General features: G+C 73.0%; 10 protein-coding genes. 9 read left to right on the forward strand and 1 reads right to left on the reverse strand.

Annotated elements, in window-relative coordinates; translation table 11 throughout:
* Positions 1-176: 176 nt before the first annotated feature.
* From I2W78_RS37820 to I2W78_RS37845, 6 genes are all read left to right on the forward strand, one after another.
* Entirely contained in the window at positions 177-551 is a 375-nt protein-coding gene (locus tag I2W78_RS37820; protein ID WP_196465284.1) for a ferredoxin, read from the forward strand.
* A 126-nt stretch (positions 552-677) separates the two neighbouring features.
* The gene (locus I2W78_RS37825) at positions 678-1,856 is read left to right on the forward strand and encodes an acyl-CoA dehydrogenase family protein (RefSeq protein WP_196465285.1); all 1,179 of its coding nucleotides are present in this window, start codon (positions 678-680) and stop codon (positions 1,854-1,856) included.
* A gap of 9 nt (positions 1,857-1,865) precedes the next feature.
* Positions 1,866-2,711, forward strand: a complete 846-nt coding sequence (locus I2W78_RS37830) for an oxygenase MpaB family protein (RefSeq protein ID WP_196465286.1) — start codon at positions 1,866-1,868, stop codon at positions 2,709-2,711.
* A gap of 62 nt (positions 2,712-2,773) precedes the next feature.
* Positions 2,774-4,990: a serine/threonine-protein kinase gene (locus I2W78_RS37835; RefSeq protein WP_196465287.1), complete on the forward strand. Its 2,217-nt coding sequence runs from the start codon at positions 2,774-2,776 to the stop codon at positions 4,988-4,990.
* Between the two features lie 261 nt (positions 4,991-5,251).
* Positions 5,252-6,829 carry a phytoene desaturase family protein gene (locus tag I2W78_RS37840; RefSeq protein ID WP_196465288.1) on the forward strand — a complete coding sequence of 526 codons (1,578 nt, stop codon included), beginning with the start codon at positions 5,252-5,254 and terminating at the stop codon, positions 6,827-6,829.
* A 61-nt stretch (positions 6,830-6,890) separates the two neighbouring features.
* Positions 6,891-9,281, forward strand: a complete 2,391-nt coding sequence (locus I2W78_RS37845) for a SpoIIE family protein phosphatase (RefSeq protein ID WP_196465289.1) — start codon at positions 6,891-6,893, stop codon at positions 9,279-9,281.
* 16 nt (positions 9,282-9,297) lie between these two features.
* Here I2W78_RS37845 and I2W78_RS37850 read toward each other — a convergent pair whose 3' ends face one another.
* A complete protein-coding gene (locus tag I2W78_RS37850) occupies positions 9,298-11,076 on the reverse strand; it encodes a serine hydrolase domain-containing protein (RefSeq protein ID WP_196465290.1) in 1,779 nt (592 codons plus the stop codon).
* A gap of 130 nt (positions 11,077-11,206) precedes the next feature.
* Between I2W78_RS37850 and I2W78_RS37855 the strand changes: the two genes are divergently transcribed.
* The 3 genes from I2W78_RS37855 (at position 11,207) to I2W78_RS37865 (ending at position 15,238) form a co-directional block, all read left to right on the forward strand.
* Positions 11,207-12,319, forward strand: coding sequence for a nitronate monooxygenase (locus I2W78_RS37855; protein ID WP_196465291.1), 1,113 nt, complete (start codon positions 11,207-11,209; stop codon positions 12,317-12,319).
* Entirely contained in the window at positions 12,316-13,863 is a 1,548-nt protein-coding gene (locus I2W78_RS37860) for an acyl-CoA synthetase (protein WP_196465292.1), read from the forward strand. Before I2W78_RS37855 ends, I2W78_RS37860 begins: the two co-directional genes overlap by 4 nt.
* Before the next feature lie 106 nt (positions 13,864-13,969).
* On the forward strand, positions 13,970-15,238 hold the full coding sequence (locus tag I2W78_RS37865; protein ID WP_196465293.1) for a DUF418 domain-containing protein: 1,269 nt from the start codon (positions 13,970-13,972) through the stop codon (positions 15,236-15,238).
* Positions 15,239-15,631: the final 393 nt, after the last annotated feature.

Consider the following 15,631-nt stretch of genomic DNA (forward strand, 5'->3'; position numbering starts at 1 on the left):
AATACCCCCTAAATCGACAGTGAACCGGGTTGCTCGTCGCGGGCGGCGCGCGTCCTGGACCGGTTGGCCTTGCGGATCGAGTCGAGCATTCCGGGTGCCCGCGAGCGATGGCGGAAAACGGACCGTACCCTTCCTCTCCGGGGTTTGACGGGGGCTGCCATGGCTACCCGCGCGGTGTGACTTCGACGAGTTCGCAGCAGGACGTCTTCCGGTTCCTGGAAGACCGCTTCGCCTGCGCGCAGGCGTGCACGGAATGTGCGCGGGCGTGCGCGCTGCGCGCGAGCCTGGTCGATCCGGACGGAACCGAGGACCAGGAGCTGCTGCGTCGCAAAGGGATCATGTGTGCGGAGGTCTGCGACGCGACCTGTCGGATGCTGTCCGAGCAGACCCTCGTCGAGGAGGACGGACTGCGCGTCCAGCTGGAGTGGTGCCGCACCGTGTGCCTGGAGTCCGCGCACATCTTCGACGGCCACCCCGGCGCCGAGGACGCCGCGGGGGCCTGCCGTGCCTCCGCCCGGGCCTGCACGGAATTCCTGGGGACGCTGGGCTGAGCCACCGGCACTGCGCCGGGCTGACCCGCGCGCGACTTCCGCCACCGCCGCCATTCCCAATTTCTGGAACACGTTCTACGGTGTGCGCCGTCAGGCAGGACCGGCCCTGGGGAGCCTGGAGGCGCCGTGCACCTCGAATACACGCCCGAGCAGCAGCGGCTGCGCACCGAACTGCGCGCCTACTTCGCCGAGTTGGTGCCGAACGACGCCCATCAGCGGCACGCCGAACCGGCCGCGCAGAAGCGGTTCTACCGCGACACCATCCGGCGGCTCGGCGCCGACGGCCGGCTCGGCGTGGGCTGGCCCGAGGAGTACGGCGGGCGCGGGCTGACCGCGATGGAGCAGTTCATCTTCTTCGACGAGGCCGCCCAGGCCGGCGTACCGCTGCCGCTGATGGCGCTGAACACCGTCGGCCCGACGATCATGCAGTACGGCACCGAGGAGCAGAAGGCGTACTTCCTGCCGCGCATCCTCTCCGGCGAGATCGACTTCGCGATCGGCTACAGCGAGCCCGACGCGGGCACCGACCTGGCCTCCCTCAAGACCCGCGCAGTGCGGGAGGGCGACGAGTACGTCGTCAACGGCCACAAGATCTGGACCACCAACGGCGACACCGCCGACTGGGTCTGGCTGGCCGTGCGCACCGACCCCGACGCCCCACCGCACCGGGGCATCACCATGCTCCTGGTGCCGACCTCCGACCCCGGCTACTCCTGCACCCTCATCAACACCCTCGCCGGGCACGACACCACCGCAAGCTACTACGAGAACATCCGCGTCCCCGTCTCCCGCCGGGTCGGCGAGGAGAACCAGGGCTGGCGGCTGATCACCAACCAGCTCAACCACGAACGCGTCACCCTCGCCGCGCACGGCACCATGGCGATCCGCGCCCTGCACGACGTCCGGCGCTGGGCGAGCCGCACCAAGCTGACCGACGGCCGCCGCGTCATCGACCTGCCCTGGGTACGCCGCCGCCTCGCGCAGACCCACACCCGCCTGGACGCCCTGAAACTCCTCAACTGGCAGATGGTCAGCGCCGTCCAGCACGGCACGCTCACCCCGCAGGACGCCTCCGCCGTCAAGGTCTACGGCTCCGAGGCGCGCCGCGACGCCTACGCCTGGCTCATGGAAGTCGTGGGCGCGACGGGCGCGTTGCAGGAGGGCTCGGCCGGTGCGGTGCTGCACGGCGAACTGGAGCGCGGCTACCGCTCCGCGGTGATCTTCACCTTCGGCGGCGGCAACAACGAGATCCAGCGCGAGATCATCTCGTGGATCGGCCTGGGCATGCCCCGGGTGCGGCGTTAGCCTGCCCGCATGGCAGGTGATCCGGGGCTGTTCACCCCACGGTCCGTGACCTGGCAGCTGCACGGCGACCCGATGATGTGGGTCGCCGGCATCCGCGCGCTGCACCTCCAGGCCCTGCACCCGCGCGCGGTGCGCGGCGTGATGCAGAACAGCGACTTCCGGCGCGACGCCTGGGGCCGGCTGATGCGCACCGCGAACTTCGTCGGCACCACGACGTACGGCACCACCGAGGCCGCCGAGCGCGCGGGCGCCCGCGTCCGCAAGATCCACAGCATGCTGCGGGCCACCGACCCGCAGACCGGCGAGGAGTACCGGATCGACGATCCCGACCTGCTGCTGTGGGTGCACTGCGCCGAGATCGACTCCTATCTGCACGTGCTGCGCCGCTCCGGCTACCCGCTCACCGACGCCCAGGCCGACCGCTACGTACGCGAACAGCGCACCAGCGCCCGCCTGGTCGGCCTCGACCCGGACGCCGTACCCGCCGACCGGGCCGAACTGGCCGCCTACTTCGAGAAGGTACGGCCGGAACTCGACGCCGGACCCGAGGCCAGGGACGTCGACGACTTCCTGCGCCGCCCGCCGACACCCCCGGCGCTGGCCCCCCTGCGCGAGCTGCTGTGGCGCCGGGTCGCCGCCTTGTCGTACGCCTCCCTGCCGTCGTACGCCCACGACTTGTACGGCCGTCCCGCGCCCGAACCCGACGTCGTCACCCGCCGCCTGCGCCGCACCGGCGCTGTCCTGCGGGCCGTCCCCGCACATGTGCGCCGGCAACTTCCGCCCAAGCACATCCTGCGCGCGATGGCCCGACTCGGTCCGGCCGCCCGCCCGGCACCGTACAAACTCGAACCGTAGGTCGCCATACTGGACGGGCCAGGGGAGGGCGCGGTTCACAGCGACGGGGGCGACGGCACGCGATGGGCGAGACCAGGCTGATCCAGGGCCGGTACCGGCTGCTGGACCTGATCGGGCGCGGCGGCATGGGCGAGGTGTGGCGGGCCCGCGACGAGTCGCTCGGCCGGCACGTCGCCGTGAAGTGCCTCAGGCCCCTCGGCCCGCACCACGACCAGTCCTTCACCCGCGTGCTGCGGGAAAGGTTTCGCCGCGAGGCCCGGGTGGCCGCCGCGCTGCAGCACCGCGGGGTGACCGTCGTCCACGACTTCGGCGAGTCCGACGGGGTGCTGTTCCTGGTGATGGAGCTGCTCCAGGGCCGCAACCTCAGTCAGGTGCTGGAGGACAACAAGCACCATCCGCTGCCGGTCCCGGACATAGTCGACATCGCCGAGCAGGTCTCCGCGGCCCTCGCCTACACCCACCGGCAGGGCATCGTGCACCGGGACCTGAAGCCCGCCAACATCGTGCGGCTGACCGACGGCACGGTGAAGATCTGCGACTTCGGCATCGCCCGCCTCGGCGCCGACATCGGCTTCACCTCCCGGCTGACCGGAACCGGCGTCGCCATGGGCACCCCGCACTACATGTCGCCCGAGCAGATCGGCGGGGACGAGGTCGACCAGCGCAGCGACCTGTACTCGCTCGGGTGCGTGCTGTACGAACTCGCCACCGGGGTGCCGCCGTTCGACCTGGGCGACGCGTGGGCGATCCTCGTCGGCCACCGCGACACCCCGCCCGAGCCGCCGCGCAGCCACCGCGCCGACCTGCCCGCCTACCTGGAGCAGATCATCCTGGACCTGCTCGCCAAGCTGCCCGACCAACGGCCGCGCGACGCCACCGAGCTGGGCCGCAGAATCGGCGCGGGCCGGATCGCGCCGGCGTATGTGCCGACCGTGATCGGCGCCGAGCCGACCGCCCGTGAGGAGCGGCTGCCGTCCTGGACCCACGGCATGACCACCGGCCACAAGGCGGCCGGCGCCGCGCTGCGCACTCCGCCGCCGGAGGTCGGCGCCGGACTCACCGGTGAGTGGATCGCCCGCCCCACCACCGGCCCCGAGCCCCTCCCGGTGCCCGACACCCCTCCCGCCCCGCCCGAGGAGGCGCTCACCACTCTCGCCGGACGCCACAACGCCGGCCTCAGCCTGGGGCGCCTCGGCCGCTGGGCGGAGGCGGGCGAGGTGCACCGCGCGGTCGCCGCCGAACGCGAGCACCTCCTCGGCCCCGACCATCCCGACACCCTCGCCAGCCGCTACGAAATCGCCTTCACCCTCAGCCGCACCGGCCGCGCCGCCGACGCGCTGCGCGAGTACACGCACGTCGCCCGCGTCCGCGAGCAGGTGCTGGGCGCCGAGCACCCGGACGCCCTCGCCGCCCGGCAGGAGACGGCGTACGTGCTGGGCCAGTTGGGCCGTCCCCTCGAGGCGCACCAGGTCTACAGCTCGGTGCTCGCCGTGCGGGAACGCACCATGGGCGCCGACCACCCCGACACGTTGCGCTGCCGCCACAACCTCGCCTTCAACCTCAGCAGACTCGGCCGCCTGGAGGACTCGTACCGCCTGGCCTCCGACGTGGCCGAGGCCCGCGCCCGGGTGCTCGGGCCCACTCATCCCGACACCCTGGTCACGCGGTACGAAGTCGCCTACGCGCTCGGTCAGCTGGGCCGCTGGCCGGAGGCGCTGGACACCTACCGTGAGGTCGCCGAGGCCCGCGCCCGGGCGCTCGGCCCCGACCACCCCGACACCCTCGCCGCCCGCTACGAGATCGGCATCAGCCTCGGCCGGCTCGGCTGCGGCGCCGAGGCGCTCAAGCTGTACCGGGACCTGATCGACGACCGCACCCGCGTCCACGGCGCCGACCATCCCGAGACCCTGCGCGCCCGGCACGGCCTCGGCGTCAACCTCGGCCGCCTCGGCCGCTGGGAGGAGGCCCTCGTCGAGTCCCGTGACGTGTGCGCGATCCGCGAGCGTGTCCTCGGCCCCGACCACCCCGACACCCTGGTCAGCCGCCGCGAGGTCGCCGTCGGCCTCGGCTGGCTCGGCCGCTGGACCGACGCGCTCACCGAGTACCGCACGGTCGCCGGCACCCGCGAACGCGTCCTGGGCGCCGACCACCCCGACACCCTCGCCGCCCGCAACGACGAGGCCCACTGCCTGGAGCAACTCGGCCGCGGCCAGGAGGCCGCGGAGCTGCACCGCAGGCTCGCGGAACTGCGCCGACAGCGGGACGCGCACAGGGACTGAACGGGCCGGGGCGTGCGTCTCACGGGGGCTGACCGGGCCGGGGCGTCGGAGTCCCACGGGCCTGCCCCCGGGCAGGGTGCGCGCGACACTCACGCGGGCTGGGACGGGCGGGGTGCCTGGGACTGTCACGGCGGCGGACCCTGGGCGGGGTGCGTGGGACTGTCACGGCAGCGGACCCGGGCGGGTGCCTGGGACTCCCACAGAGCCTGACCGGCGGGGCCCGCTCTGGCCGACCCGGAACACCGCGTGTTACCAAGAACCATGCCTGCACACGAGGGATCCCGCGCGTACGACGCCGTCATCGTCGGCGGCGGCCACAACGGCCTGGTCGCCGCCGCCTACCTGGCCCGCGCCGGACGGTCGGTACTGGTGCTGGAACGGCTGGACCACACCGGCGGCGCCGCCGTCTCCACCCGCCCCTTCCCCGGCGTCGACGCCCGCCTCTCGCGCTACTCCTACCTGGTCAGCCTGCTGCCGCAGAAGATCGTGCGCGACCTCGGCCTGGACTTCCGCCTGCGCACCCGCACCATCTCGTCGTACACCCCCGTCGAACGCGACGGCCGGCCGACCGGACTGCTCGTCGGCGGTGGCGAGCAGCGCACCAGGGAGGCCTTCGCGCGGCTGACGGGCGGGGAACGCGAGTACGAGGCCTGGCAGCGCTTCTACGGCATGACCGGCCGGGTCGCCCAGCGGGTGTTCCCGACGCTGACGGAGCCGCTCCCCACGCGCGACGAGCTGCGCCGCCGCGTCGACGACGAGGACGCCTGGCGGATGCTCTTCGAGGAACCGATCGGCGTCGCCGTGGAGGACCGGTTCGCCGACGACCTGGTGCGGGGTGTGGTCCTGACCGACGCGCTGATCGGGACGTTCGCCGACGCGCACGACGCGGATCTGCGCCAGAACCGCTGCTTCCTCTACCACGTGATCGGCGGCGGCACCGGCGCCTGGGACGTCCCCGTCGGCGGCATGGGCGCCCTGACCGGCGCGCTCACCACCGCGGCCCGCGAGGCGGGCGCCGCCATCGCCACCGGCCACGAGGCCCTGCGGATCGACACCGACGGCCGTACCGCCGAGGTCGCCTACCGCACCCACGAGGGCGAGGGCGTCGCCGTCGCCCGGCACGTCCTCGTGGGCGCCTCCCCACAGGCGCTGGCCGCCCTCACCGGCGACACCCCGCCCGCACCCGCCGAGGGCGCCCAACTCAAGGTCAACATGCTGCTCAAGCGGCTGCCGAGGCTGCGCGACAGCTCGGTCGACCCGCGCGAGGCGTTCGCCGGCACCTTCCACATCGCCGAGGGGTACGAGCAGCTCGCCACCGCCTACGCGCAGGCCGCCGCCGGCGACCTGCCCAGCGCCCCGCCGTCCGAGATCTACTGCCACTCCCTGACCGACCCGTCGATCCTCGCCCCCGACCTGGTCGAGCGGGGCTACCAGACCCTCACCCTGTTCGGCCTGCACACCCCCGCCCGGCTCTTCGCACCGGACAACGACGCCGCCCGCGACGCCCTGCTGAAACCGACCCTCGCCCAGCTCGACGCCCACCTCGCCGAACCCCTCGCCGACTGCCTGGCCACCGACGCCGAGGGACGGCCCTGCATCGAGGCCAGGACGCCGCTCGACCTGGAGCGCGACCTGCGGCTGCCCGGCGGCAACATCTTCCACCGCGAGCTGTCCTGGCCGTACGCCCAGGACGGCACCGGCCGCTGGGGCGTGGAGACCCGGCACGCCAACGTGCTGCTGTGCGGGGCGGGCGCCGTGCGCGGCGGCGGGGTGAGCGGGGTGCCGGGGCACAACGCGGCGATGGCGGTCCTGGAGGGGGACGACAGCTCGTCCCGGTGACCCCACCCCCCGGGGGCGACCCGGCTTGATGCCGGTCGAAGGGCGCGCGATCCTCGTACACATGGTGACGTCGCCGCCCGACGACGCGGCACGAGCGACCACAGCCGGGGACGCCATGGCCGTGGTTGACGCGCGCGGCGTCGTCACGGGCTGGAGCGACGGGGCGCGCCTGCTCACCGGCCACCCGGCCGAGGAGGTGACCGGCCGCCCGGCCGCCGGCCTGGTGGACGGCGACGCCGACACCGCCTGGCGTGCCCTGCGGGAGACGGGCGCCGCCGTGGTGCCCGTACGGCGGCGGGACGGGCGCCGCGCCGACCTGGCCCTGCGCGCCTGCCCGCTGGCGGGCGCCGACGGGCGGGCACAGGCCTACGTGGTCACCGCGAGCCACGACGCCCGGACGCGGACGCTGGGCGAGCTGGCGTTCCAGCAGGCGTCGATGTCGATGTCCGTCTTCGACACCGGGCAGCGCTATCTGCGGATGAACGAGGCGAGCTGCCAGGTCATGGGCCGCCCCGAAGCGGAGTTCCTGCACCGCCACTACCCGGACACCGTGGAGGACGCCGAGCACAGCCGCGGCTTCCTGCGCCATCTGCAGAAGGTCGTGGAGACCGGGCGGCCGGTGCACTACGAGAGCTGGACCCGCTCCCCGTCCGGCCGCCGCATGCACGCCTGGAACGTCGAGATGTGGCCGGTGCGGGATCCGTCCGGCGAGCTGATCGGCACCGCGCTGGCCGCGTTCGACAGCAGCGAGCAGCACTGGGCCCGGCAGCGGCTGGCGATGCTGAACGAGGCCGCCGAGGGCATCGGCACCAAACTCGACGTCGCCCACACGGCCCGCGAACTGGCCGAGCTGGTGGTACCGCGGCTGGCCGACTTCGCCAGCGTGGACCTGCTGGAATCGGTCCTCCTCGGCGAGGAGCCGGGCTTCGGCGCGGCGGAGGCCGACGTGACGCTGCGCCGGGCCGCCCACCACTCCCTCACCCCAGGCGTGCCGGAAGCCGCGATCACCCTCGGCGCGGCGGACGTCTACCCACCCGAGTCGCCGCCCGCCCGCGCCCTGGCCACCGGCACTCCCGTGATCACCCGCACCGGCGAGACCGACCTCGACACCTGGCTCGCCGGCCACGAGGCCCGCACCGCCGTGCTGGCCGACGCCGAGCGGCCGGAGTTCGCACTGATGGCCGTCCCCCTGATCGCCCGGGGCACGACACTGGGCGTGGCCGTCTTCGTCCGCAACCTCACTCCCGCGGCCCCCGACGCCTTCGACCGCGACGACGTCGCCCTGGCCCAGGAGCTGGCCAGCCGCGCCGCCGTGTGCGTCGACAACGCCCGCCGCTACACCCGCGAACGGACCACCGCCCTCGCCCTGCAACGCAGTCTGCTGCCGCAGGCGGTGACCGCACAGGCCGCGGTCGAGTGTGCCTCCCGCTACCTGCCGGCGCTGTCCCAGGCGGGCGTCGGCGGCGACTGGTTCGACGTGATCCCGCTGTCCGGGACGCGGGTGGCGCTCGTCGTCGGTGACGTCGTCGGCCACGGCATCCACGCCTCCGTGACCATGGGGCGGCTCCGTACGGCGGTGTGGACGCTGGCCGACGTCGACCTGCCGCCCGACGAACTCCTCACCCACCTGGACGACCTGGTCGGCCACCTCGCCGGCGACGACACCCAGTCGGTCGGCGAGTTCGGCGCGACCTGCCTGTACGCGGTGTACGACCCCGTGTCCCGGCATTGCACCATGGCCGCGGCCGGCCATCCGCCGCCCGCCGTGCTGCTGCCGGACGGAACGGCCGAGGCGGTCGCGATGACCCCCGGACCGATGCTCGGCGTCGGCGGACTGCCGTTCGAGGCCACCGACCTGGAGCTGCCGGAAGGCGCCGTGCTGGCCCTCTACACGGACGGTCTGATCGAGGCCCGCGACTACGACGTGGACGCGGGAACGCAGGCCCTGCGCACGGCCCTCGCCGCACCCGCGGAGAGCCTGGAGGACATGTGCGACACGGTCCTCAAGTCCCTGCTCCCCGACAACCCGGCCGACGACGTGGCCCTCCTGATCGCCCGCACCCGCGCCCTGGACGCCGGCCAGGTGGCCGTGTGGGACCTGCCCGCCGACCCTGCGATGGTCGCCACCGCGCGGCAGTACGCCACCGAGCAGCTGACCCGCTGGGGGCTCGACGAGGCCGCCTTCGTCACCGAACTCGTGGTCAGCGAACTGGTCACCAACGCCATCCGCTACGGCGGCGCCCCCATCCAGCTCCGGCTCATCCGCGACCGCACCCTGATCTGCGAGGTCTCCGACGCCAGCAGCACCTCACCCCATCTGCGCCGGGCCCGCACCTACGACGAGGGCGGCCGCGGCCTGCTGCTGGTCGCCCAGCTGACCGAGCGGTGGGGGACGCGGCCGAGCGGGACGGGGAAGACCATCTGGGCGGAACAGCCGCTGCCGGTGACGTGAGGTACCGGATCGCCGGTCAGTCGGCCGAAACCGCCCACCCCGTCGCCGTGATCCGCGCCGCGTCGGCGGGCCGCGCCTCGTCGAAGAGGACGGTACGGCCCGCCTCGACGCGCAGGCCGTCGACGTACGCCCCACGGCCGACGTACAGCCGGTCGGTGGTGTACCGCCAGCGCAGGGTGAGCCCAGGGTCCGCCGGGAGAGCCGCCGTCAGCCGGTGCCAGGTGCGGCCCGACCAGCCGGTGACCCGGCCGGACGGGTGCTCCTCCGGGGCGTCGCCACGCCGGTCGGTGGTGAACGGGACCGGCTGCCAGGTCGCGCCGCCGTCCGTCGAGGACTCCAGGACCAGGCCGTCGGCCGCCGGTTCGGTGTCCCACCACAGCGCGCAGCGCAGCCGCGCAGCGCCGGACGTCGTGTCGAGCGGGGGCAGCGCGAGCGTCGCGGTCGCCGAGCTCGCCATCCCGGAGAACCAGGCGGTGCGACCGCGCGCGGGCCGTACGGGTACGGCCCGCGCCAGATGGTTCGCGGCGGCGACCCGGGGCGCGGAACCGGAGCGCCAACTGCGCATCGGGTGGACGGAGTTGCCGAGCACGACGAGGAAGGAGTCGGTGGTCGGGTCGAGGACCAGGGAGGTGCCGGTGAAGCCGGTGTGCCCGGCGGTGCGCGGGGTGGCCATCGCGCCCATGTACCAGTGCTGGTAGAGCTCGAAACCGAGGCCGTGCTCGTCGCCGGGGAAGGCGGTGTTGAAGTCGGTGAACATCAGCTCCACCGACTCCGGCCGCAGGATGCGCGCCCGGCCGTAGTCGCCGCCGTTGAGCAGCGTGCGGCCGAGCACGGCGAGGTCCCACGCGCAGGAGAACACACCGGCGTGCCCGGCGACGCCGCCGAGGCTGTACGCGTTCTCGTCGTGCACCTCGCCCCACACCAGCCCCCGCTCCAGCCCCGACCACGGCTTGCGGGCGTCCTCGGTGGCCGCGATCCTCGGCCGCCAGGAGGCCGGCGGATTGAAACGAGTGCGGTGCATCCCGAGTGGAGCGGTGATCTCCTTCCGGAGCAGGGCATCCAAACGGAGAGCGGTGATCTTCTCCAGCACCAGCTGAAGCGAGATCAGATTGAGGTCCGAGTACAGATACCTGCTCCCCGGCGCGCCGACCGGCGCCTCGTCCCAGATGAGCCGCAGCTTCTCCTCGTACGTCGGCGCGTTGTACAGCGGAATCCACGCCCGGAACCCCGAGGTGTGCGTCAGCAGCTGCCGCACCGTGATGCCCTGCTTGCCCGCGCCCCCGAACTCCGGCAGGTACGAGGCGACCGTCGCCTCCAGCTCCAGCGCCCCCCGCTCGATCTGCTGCACGGCCAGGATCGAGGTGAACAGCTTGGACACCGAGGCCAGGTCGAAGACGGTGTCCTCGGCCATCGGGATCTGCTCCTCGGCGGGCAGCTCGACGCCGGTGTCGCTCTTCTCGTCGTACGCCGCGTACCGCACCGCCATCCCGATCGGCTCGTGCAACGCCACGGTCCCGCCCCGCCCGGCCAGCAGCACGGCCCCCGCGTACCACGGGTACTTGGGGGAGGGCCCGAGGAAGGCCTTCGCGTCGATGACGAGTTGGCGCAGATGCGGGGCGAGCAGCCCGGCGCGCTCCGGGGAGCCGTGGCGCAGCGTGGGGTGTCCGTGTCCGGGGGTGGCGGCCGCGGCCGGTCCCGCGGGCAAGGGGGCGAGGGTCAGGGCGCCGCCCAGGGCCACCGCCGCCCTGCCGAGCTGACGACGCGTCATCGCTCTGTCTGCCATGCCGTCGGTCATCGAGGATCCTCCCGAACGTGGGTCGGTCGCGGCCGTACCCGAAAGCATGTCCAGCACGCCCACCCGATAAATCTGACGCTCTGTCAGGAAACCTCTTCCGTCGTCCGGAGTACTGCGGCATCCTGCGCCCATGCAGACGGAGCTGAGCAAGCAACTGGGAATCGAGCACGCCCTCTTCGGCTTCACGCCGTTCCCCGCCGTCGCCGCGGCCATCAGCCGGGCCGGCGGCTTCGGAGTGCTCGGCGCGGTCCGCTACACCGCCCCCGACGACCTCAAGCGCGACCTCGACTGGATCGAGGCGCACGCCGAGGGCCGACCCTACGGCCTGGACGTCGTGATGCCCGCGAAGAAGGTGGAGGGCGTCACGGAGGCCGACGTGGAGGCGATGATCCCCGACGGGCACCGGCAGTTCGTCCAGGACACCCTCGCCAAGTACGGCGTACCCGAACTCCCCGAGGGCGAGGCGTCCGGGTGGCGTATCACCGGCTGGATGGAGCAGGTCGCCCGCACCCAGCTCGACGTCGCCTTCGACTACCCGATCCGGCTGCTGGCGAACGCCCTCGGCTCACCGCCCGCCGATGTCGTTCAGCGCGCCCACGACCGGGGCGTCCTGGTCGCCGCGCTCGCGGGCAGCGCCCGGCATGCGAAGAAGCACAAGGACGCCGGGATCGACATCGTCGTGGCCCAGGGCTACGAGGCGGGCGGACACACCGGCGAGATCGCCTCCATGGTGCTCACCCCCGAGGTCGTCGAGGCCGTCGACCCGCTGCCTGTGCTGGCCGCCGGAGGTATCGGCAGCGGACAGCAGGTGGCCGCCGCGCTGGCCCTCGGCGCGCAGGGCGTGTGGACGGGCTCCATCTGGCTGACCACCACCGAGGCCGACCTCCACTCCCCGGCCCTGACCCGCAGACTCCTCGCGGCCGGTTCCGGCGACACCGTCCGCTCCCGCGCCCTGACCGGCAAGCCCGCCCGCCAGCTGCGCACCGAGTGGACCGACGCCTGGGACGACCCCGCCGGACCGGGCACCCTCCCCATGCCCCTGCAGGGCCTCCTCGTCGCCGAGGCCGTCTCGCGCATCCAGAAGTACGAGGTCGAACCCCTGCTCGGCACGCCCGTCGGCCAGATCGTCGGCCGGATGACCAGCGAACGCAGCGTGCGGGCCGTCTTCGACGACCTCACACGCGGCTTCGAGCGGGCCGTCGACCGCATCAACCGCATCGCCGGAAGGAGCGGCCAGTCATGAACCACCCCACCGGCTTCTGGGCCCAGGCCACCGCCGACCCCGACCGCCCGGTCCTCGTCGCACCCGATGGAGAGGAGTGGACCGCCGGACGCCTGCACGGTGCCGCCAACCGCCTCGTGCACGGCCTGCGCGCGGCGGGCCTGGAGCGCGGCGACGCCTTCGCGGTCGTGCTGCCCAACGGGCCCGAGTTCCTCACGGCGTATCTGGCCGCCACCCAGGCCGGGTTCTACCTGGTCCCGGTCAACCACCACCTCGTCGGCCCCGAGATCGCCTGGATCGTCGCCGACTCCGGTGCCAAGGTGCTCGTCGCCCATGGACGGTTCGCCGACGCGGCCCGCCAAGCCGCCGACGAGGCGGGCCTTGCGGCCACGCACCGGTACGCGGTCGGCACAGCCGAGGGCTTCCGGCCGTACGCCGAACTCCTCGACGGGCAACCGGAGTCACCGCCCGCCGACCGCACCCTGGGCTGGGTCATGAACTACACCTCGGGCACCACCGGCCGCCCCCGCGGCATCCGCCGCCCCCTGCCCGGCAAGCTCCCGGAGGAGTCCTACCTCGGCGGCTTCCTCGGCATCTTCGGCATCAAGCCGTACGACGACAACGTCCACCTCGTCTGCTCGCCGCTCTACCACACGGCCGTACTCCAGTTCGCCGGCGCCTCGCTCCACATCGGCCACCGACTGGTCGTGATGGACAAGTGGACGCCCGAGGAGATGCTCCGGCTGATCGACCGGCACAGGTGCACACACACCCACATGGTCCCGACCCAGTTCCACCGGCTGCTGGCCCTCCCGGAGGACGTCCGGCGGTCGTACGACGTCTCCGCCATGCGGCACGCCATCCACGGCGCCGCCCCCTGCCCCGACCACGTCAAACGCGCCATGATCGACTGGTGGGGCCACTGTGTCGAGGAGTACTACGCGGCCAGCGAGGGCGGCGGCGCCTTCGCCACCGCCGAGGACTGGCTGAAGAAACCCGGCACCGTCGGCAAGGCCTGGCCCATCAGCGAACTCGCGATCTTCGACGACGACGGCAACCGGCTGCCGCCCGGCGAACTCGGCACCGTCTACATGAAGATGAGCACCGGCGGCTTCGCCTACCACAAGGACGACGACAAGACCCGGAAGAACCGCATCGGCGACTTCTTCACCGTCGGCGACCTCGGCTGTCTCGACGAGGACGGCTATCTGTTCCTCCGGGACCGCAAGATCGACCTGATCATCTCCGGCGGCGTCAACATCTACCCGGCCGAGATCGAGTCCGTGCTGCTCGCCCACCCCGCCGTCGCCGACGCCGCCGCCTTCGGCATCCCGCACGACGACTGGGGCGAGGAGGTGAAGGCGGTCGTCGAACCGGCCCCCGGCCACGAACCCGGCCCCCACCTCGCCGCCGCCCTCCTCGCCCACTGCGCCGACCGGCTCGCCGGCTACAAGCGCCCCAAGAGCGTCGACTTCACCGCCGAGATGCCCCGCGACCCCAACGGCAAGCTGTACAAACGGCGGCTGCGGGAGCCGTACTGGGAGGGGCGGACCCGGGCGATGTGACGCGGCGCCTTTGGTCAGGCCCGTGCAGCGGACGTCATCCTTTGGTCGGCGTCCGCGCGACCTTCGGCCGATGCCCGGCGATGCCCCGCCTTTCTAACGTGGCCGTATGACGACCACGACCACGCAGGGCCGCCTGCGGCGCGGGGGCGTACAGCCCGGGGAACGCGCGCTCGCCCCCGATCTCGCCCGCGGCATCATGCTGCTGGGCATCGTCCTGTCCAACACCGCCTTCCATCTCTGGGCGGCCCGGCGCGGCCCCTCCGGATGGCAGCCCGTCGACGGCTCGTGGCTCGACCACGCGGTGCAGTTCACCATGATCACCGTGCTCGACCTGCGGGTCTACCCGCTCTTCGCGTTCCTCTTCGGCTACGGCATGATGCAGCTCTACCTCCGGCAGACCACCGCCGGCACGGCGGAGCGCGACGCCGTGAGGATTCTGCGCCGGCGCAGTCTGTGGCTGATCGTCATCGGCCTGGCCCATTCCGGTCTGCTCATGGCCGGCGACATCATCGGCTTCTACGGGGTGCTGAGCCTCGTCCTGGGCCTGGCCTTCCTCCGGCGCGGCGAACGCGCCCTGAAATGGTGGATCGGGATCGGCGTCGCCCTGCTGCTGTTCAGCTCCGCCGAGCCCGTCGTGTCGGCGTTGCTGCGGGGCGAGTTGGGCACGCTCGGCAACGCGGGCGCCGAGCCCGGCTTCAAGGCGTACGCGCCGGACGAGGAGAGCTGGCTCACCGCCGCGGGCATCCGGCTGGAGACCGGCCTGTTCGTCACCTTCGTCGCCGCGCCGCTGTCCCTCGTCGGCGGTGGGTTCGTGCTCTTCCTGCTCGGTTTCCTGGCCGCGCGGCACCGCGTCCTGGAGGAGCCCGGCCGCCGTCGCACCCTGCTGCGGTGGACCGCCGTCATCGGCATCGCGGTCGGCTGGCTCGGCGCGCTGCCGGCAGCGCTCGCCCACGTCGGCGCCCTGGACGTACCGGCCGACGCGCAGAGCGAGTCCGGGGCGCTCACCATCCTCAGGGACGCCACCGGCAACGCCGCCGGACTCGGCTACGTCGCCGCCGTCGCCCTCTTCGCGCACTGGTGGACCACCCGTGAGCCCCGACGCGGCGCCACGGCGGTCAAGGCGGTCACCGCCGTGGGGAAGCGCTCGTTGTCCTGCTACCTCGCCCACTCGCTGCTCTTCGCCCCCGTGCTGGCCGCATGGGGCCTCGGACTCGGCGAACATCTCGGCAGCGCCACCATGGCCCTGTTCGCGGTCGCCGTCTGGCTGGTCACCGTGGCCGGAGCACACGCCCTGGAGCGCGCGGGCCGCCGCGGCCCCGCCGAAGCGGTGCTGCGGCGGCTGATGTACGGGTCGGTCGCAGGCCGCGCGCGATGAGCGTTGCCGCAGCCCACTTCGAGAGGTTCACCGACGAGCCCACCGGACCATGCACCCTCGACCCGCCCAGATGCTGATGGGGTCCGCGCCGGTCCCCGCGTGGTAGTCGGCGGCTCTGCCGTCCTCCGGCCAGGACGCGCGGTCTGCTTGTATCGAACCCACATTCTGCAGCCGTTCTTCGCTGTCCTCCGGGCAGCTCCCGTTACCGTACTCGTCGCTGTCGAGGCGACGGGACGCTGACGCCATACTGAGCAGGGCGACGGCCGTGAGGGTGAACCGTCTCAGGCGGATGCGCATCGTGCCTTCCAACGTCATTGAGGGAAGGAGCGGTTGAGCGTACCAACGGGTATGTCCGTTGCGGCCGGGTCACTTGACCTCGTCCGGACACGGACC

This window comes from Streptomyces spinoverrucosus (assembly GCF_015712165.1).
Taxonomy (GTDB): domain Bacteria; phylum Actinomycetota; class Actinomycetes; order Streptomycetales; family Streptomycetaceae; genus Streptomyces; species Streptomyces spinoverrucosus_A.

Excerpts from the sequence above, each read along its gene's own strand:
- I2W78_RS37830 (WP_196465286.1), top strand. The coding sequence starts at position 1,866 with ATGGCAGGTGATCCGGGGCTGTTCACCCCACGGTCCGTGACCTGGCAG.
- I2W78_RS37835 (WP_196465287.1), top strand. The coding sequence starts at position 2,774 with ATGGGCGAGACCAGGCTGATCCAGGGCCGGTACCGGCTGCTGGACCTG.
- I2W78_RS37840 (WP_196465288.1), top strand. The coding sequence starts at position 5,252 with ATGCCTGCACACGAGGGATCCCGCGCGTACGACGCCGTCATCGTCGGC.
- I2W78_RS37845 (WP_196465289.1), top strand. The coding sequence starts at position 6,891 with ATGGTGACGTCGCCGCCCGACGACGCGGCACGAGCGACCACAGCCGGG.
- I2W78_RS37850 (WP_196465290.1), bottom strand. The coding sequence starts at position 11,076 with ATGACCGACGGCATGGCAGACAGAGCGATGACGCGTCGTCAGCTCGGC.
- I2W78_RS37855 (WP_196465291.1), top strand. The coding sequence starts at position 11,207 with ATGCAGACGGAGCTGAGCAAGCAACTGGGAATCGAGCACGCCCTCTTC.
- I2W78_RS37860 (WP_196465292.1), top strand. The coding sequence starts at position 12,316 with ATGAACCACCCCACCGGCTTCTGGGCCCAGGCCACCGCCGACCCCGAC.
- I2W78_RS37865 (WP_196465293.1), top strand. The coding sequence starts at position 13,970 with ATGACGACCACGACCACGCAGGGCCGCCTGCGGCGCGGGGGCGTACAG.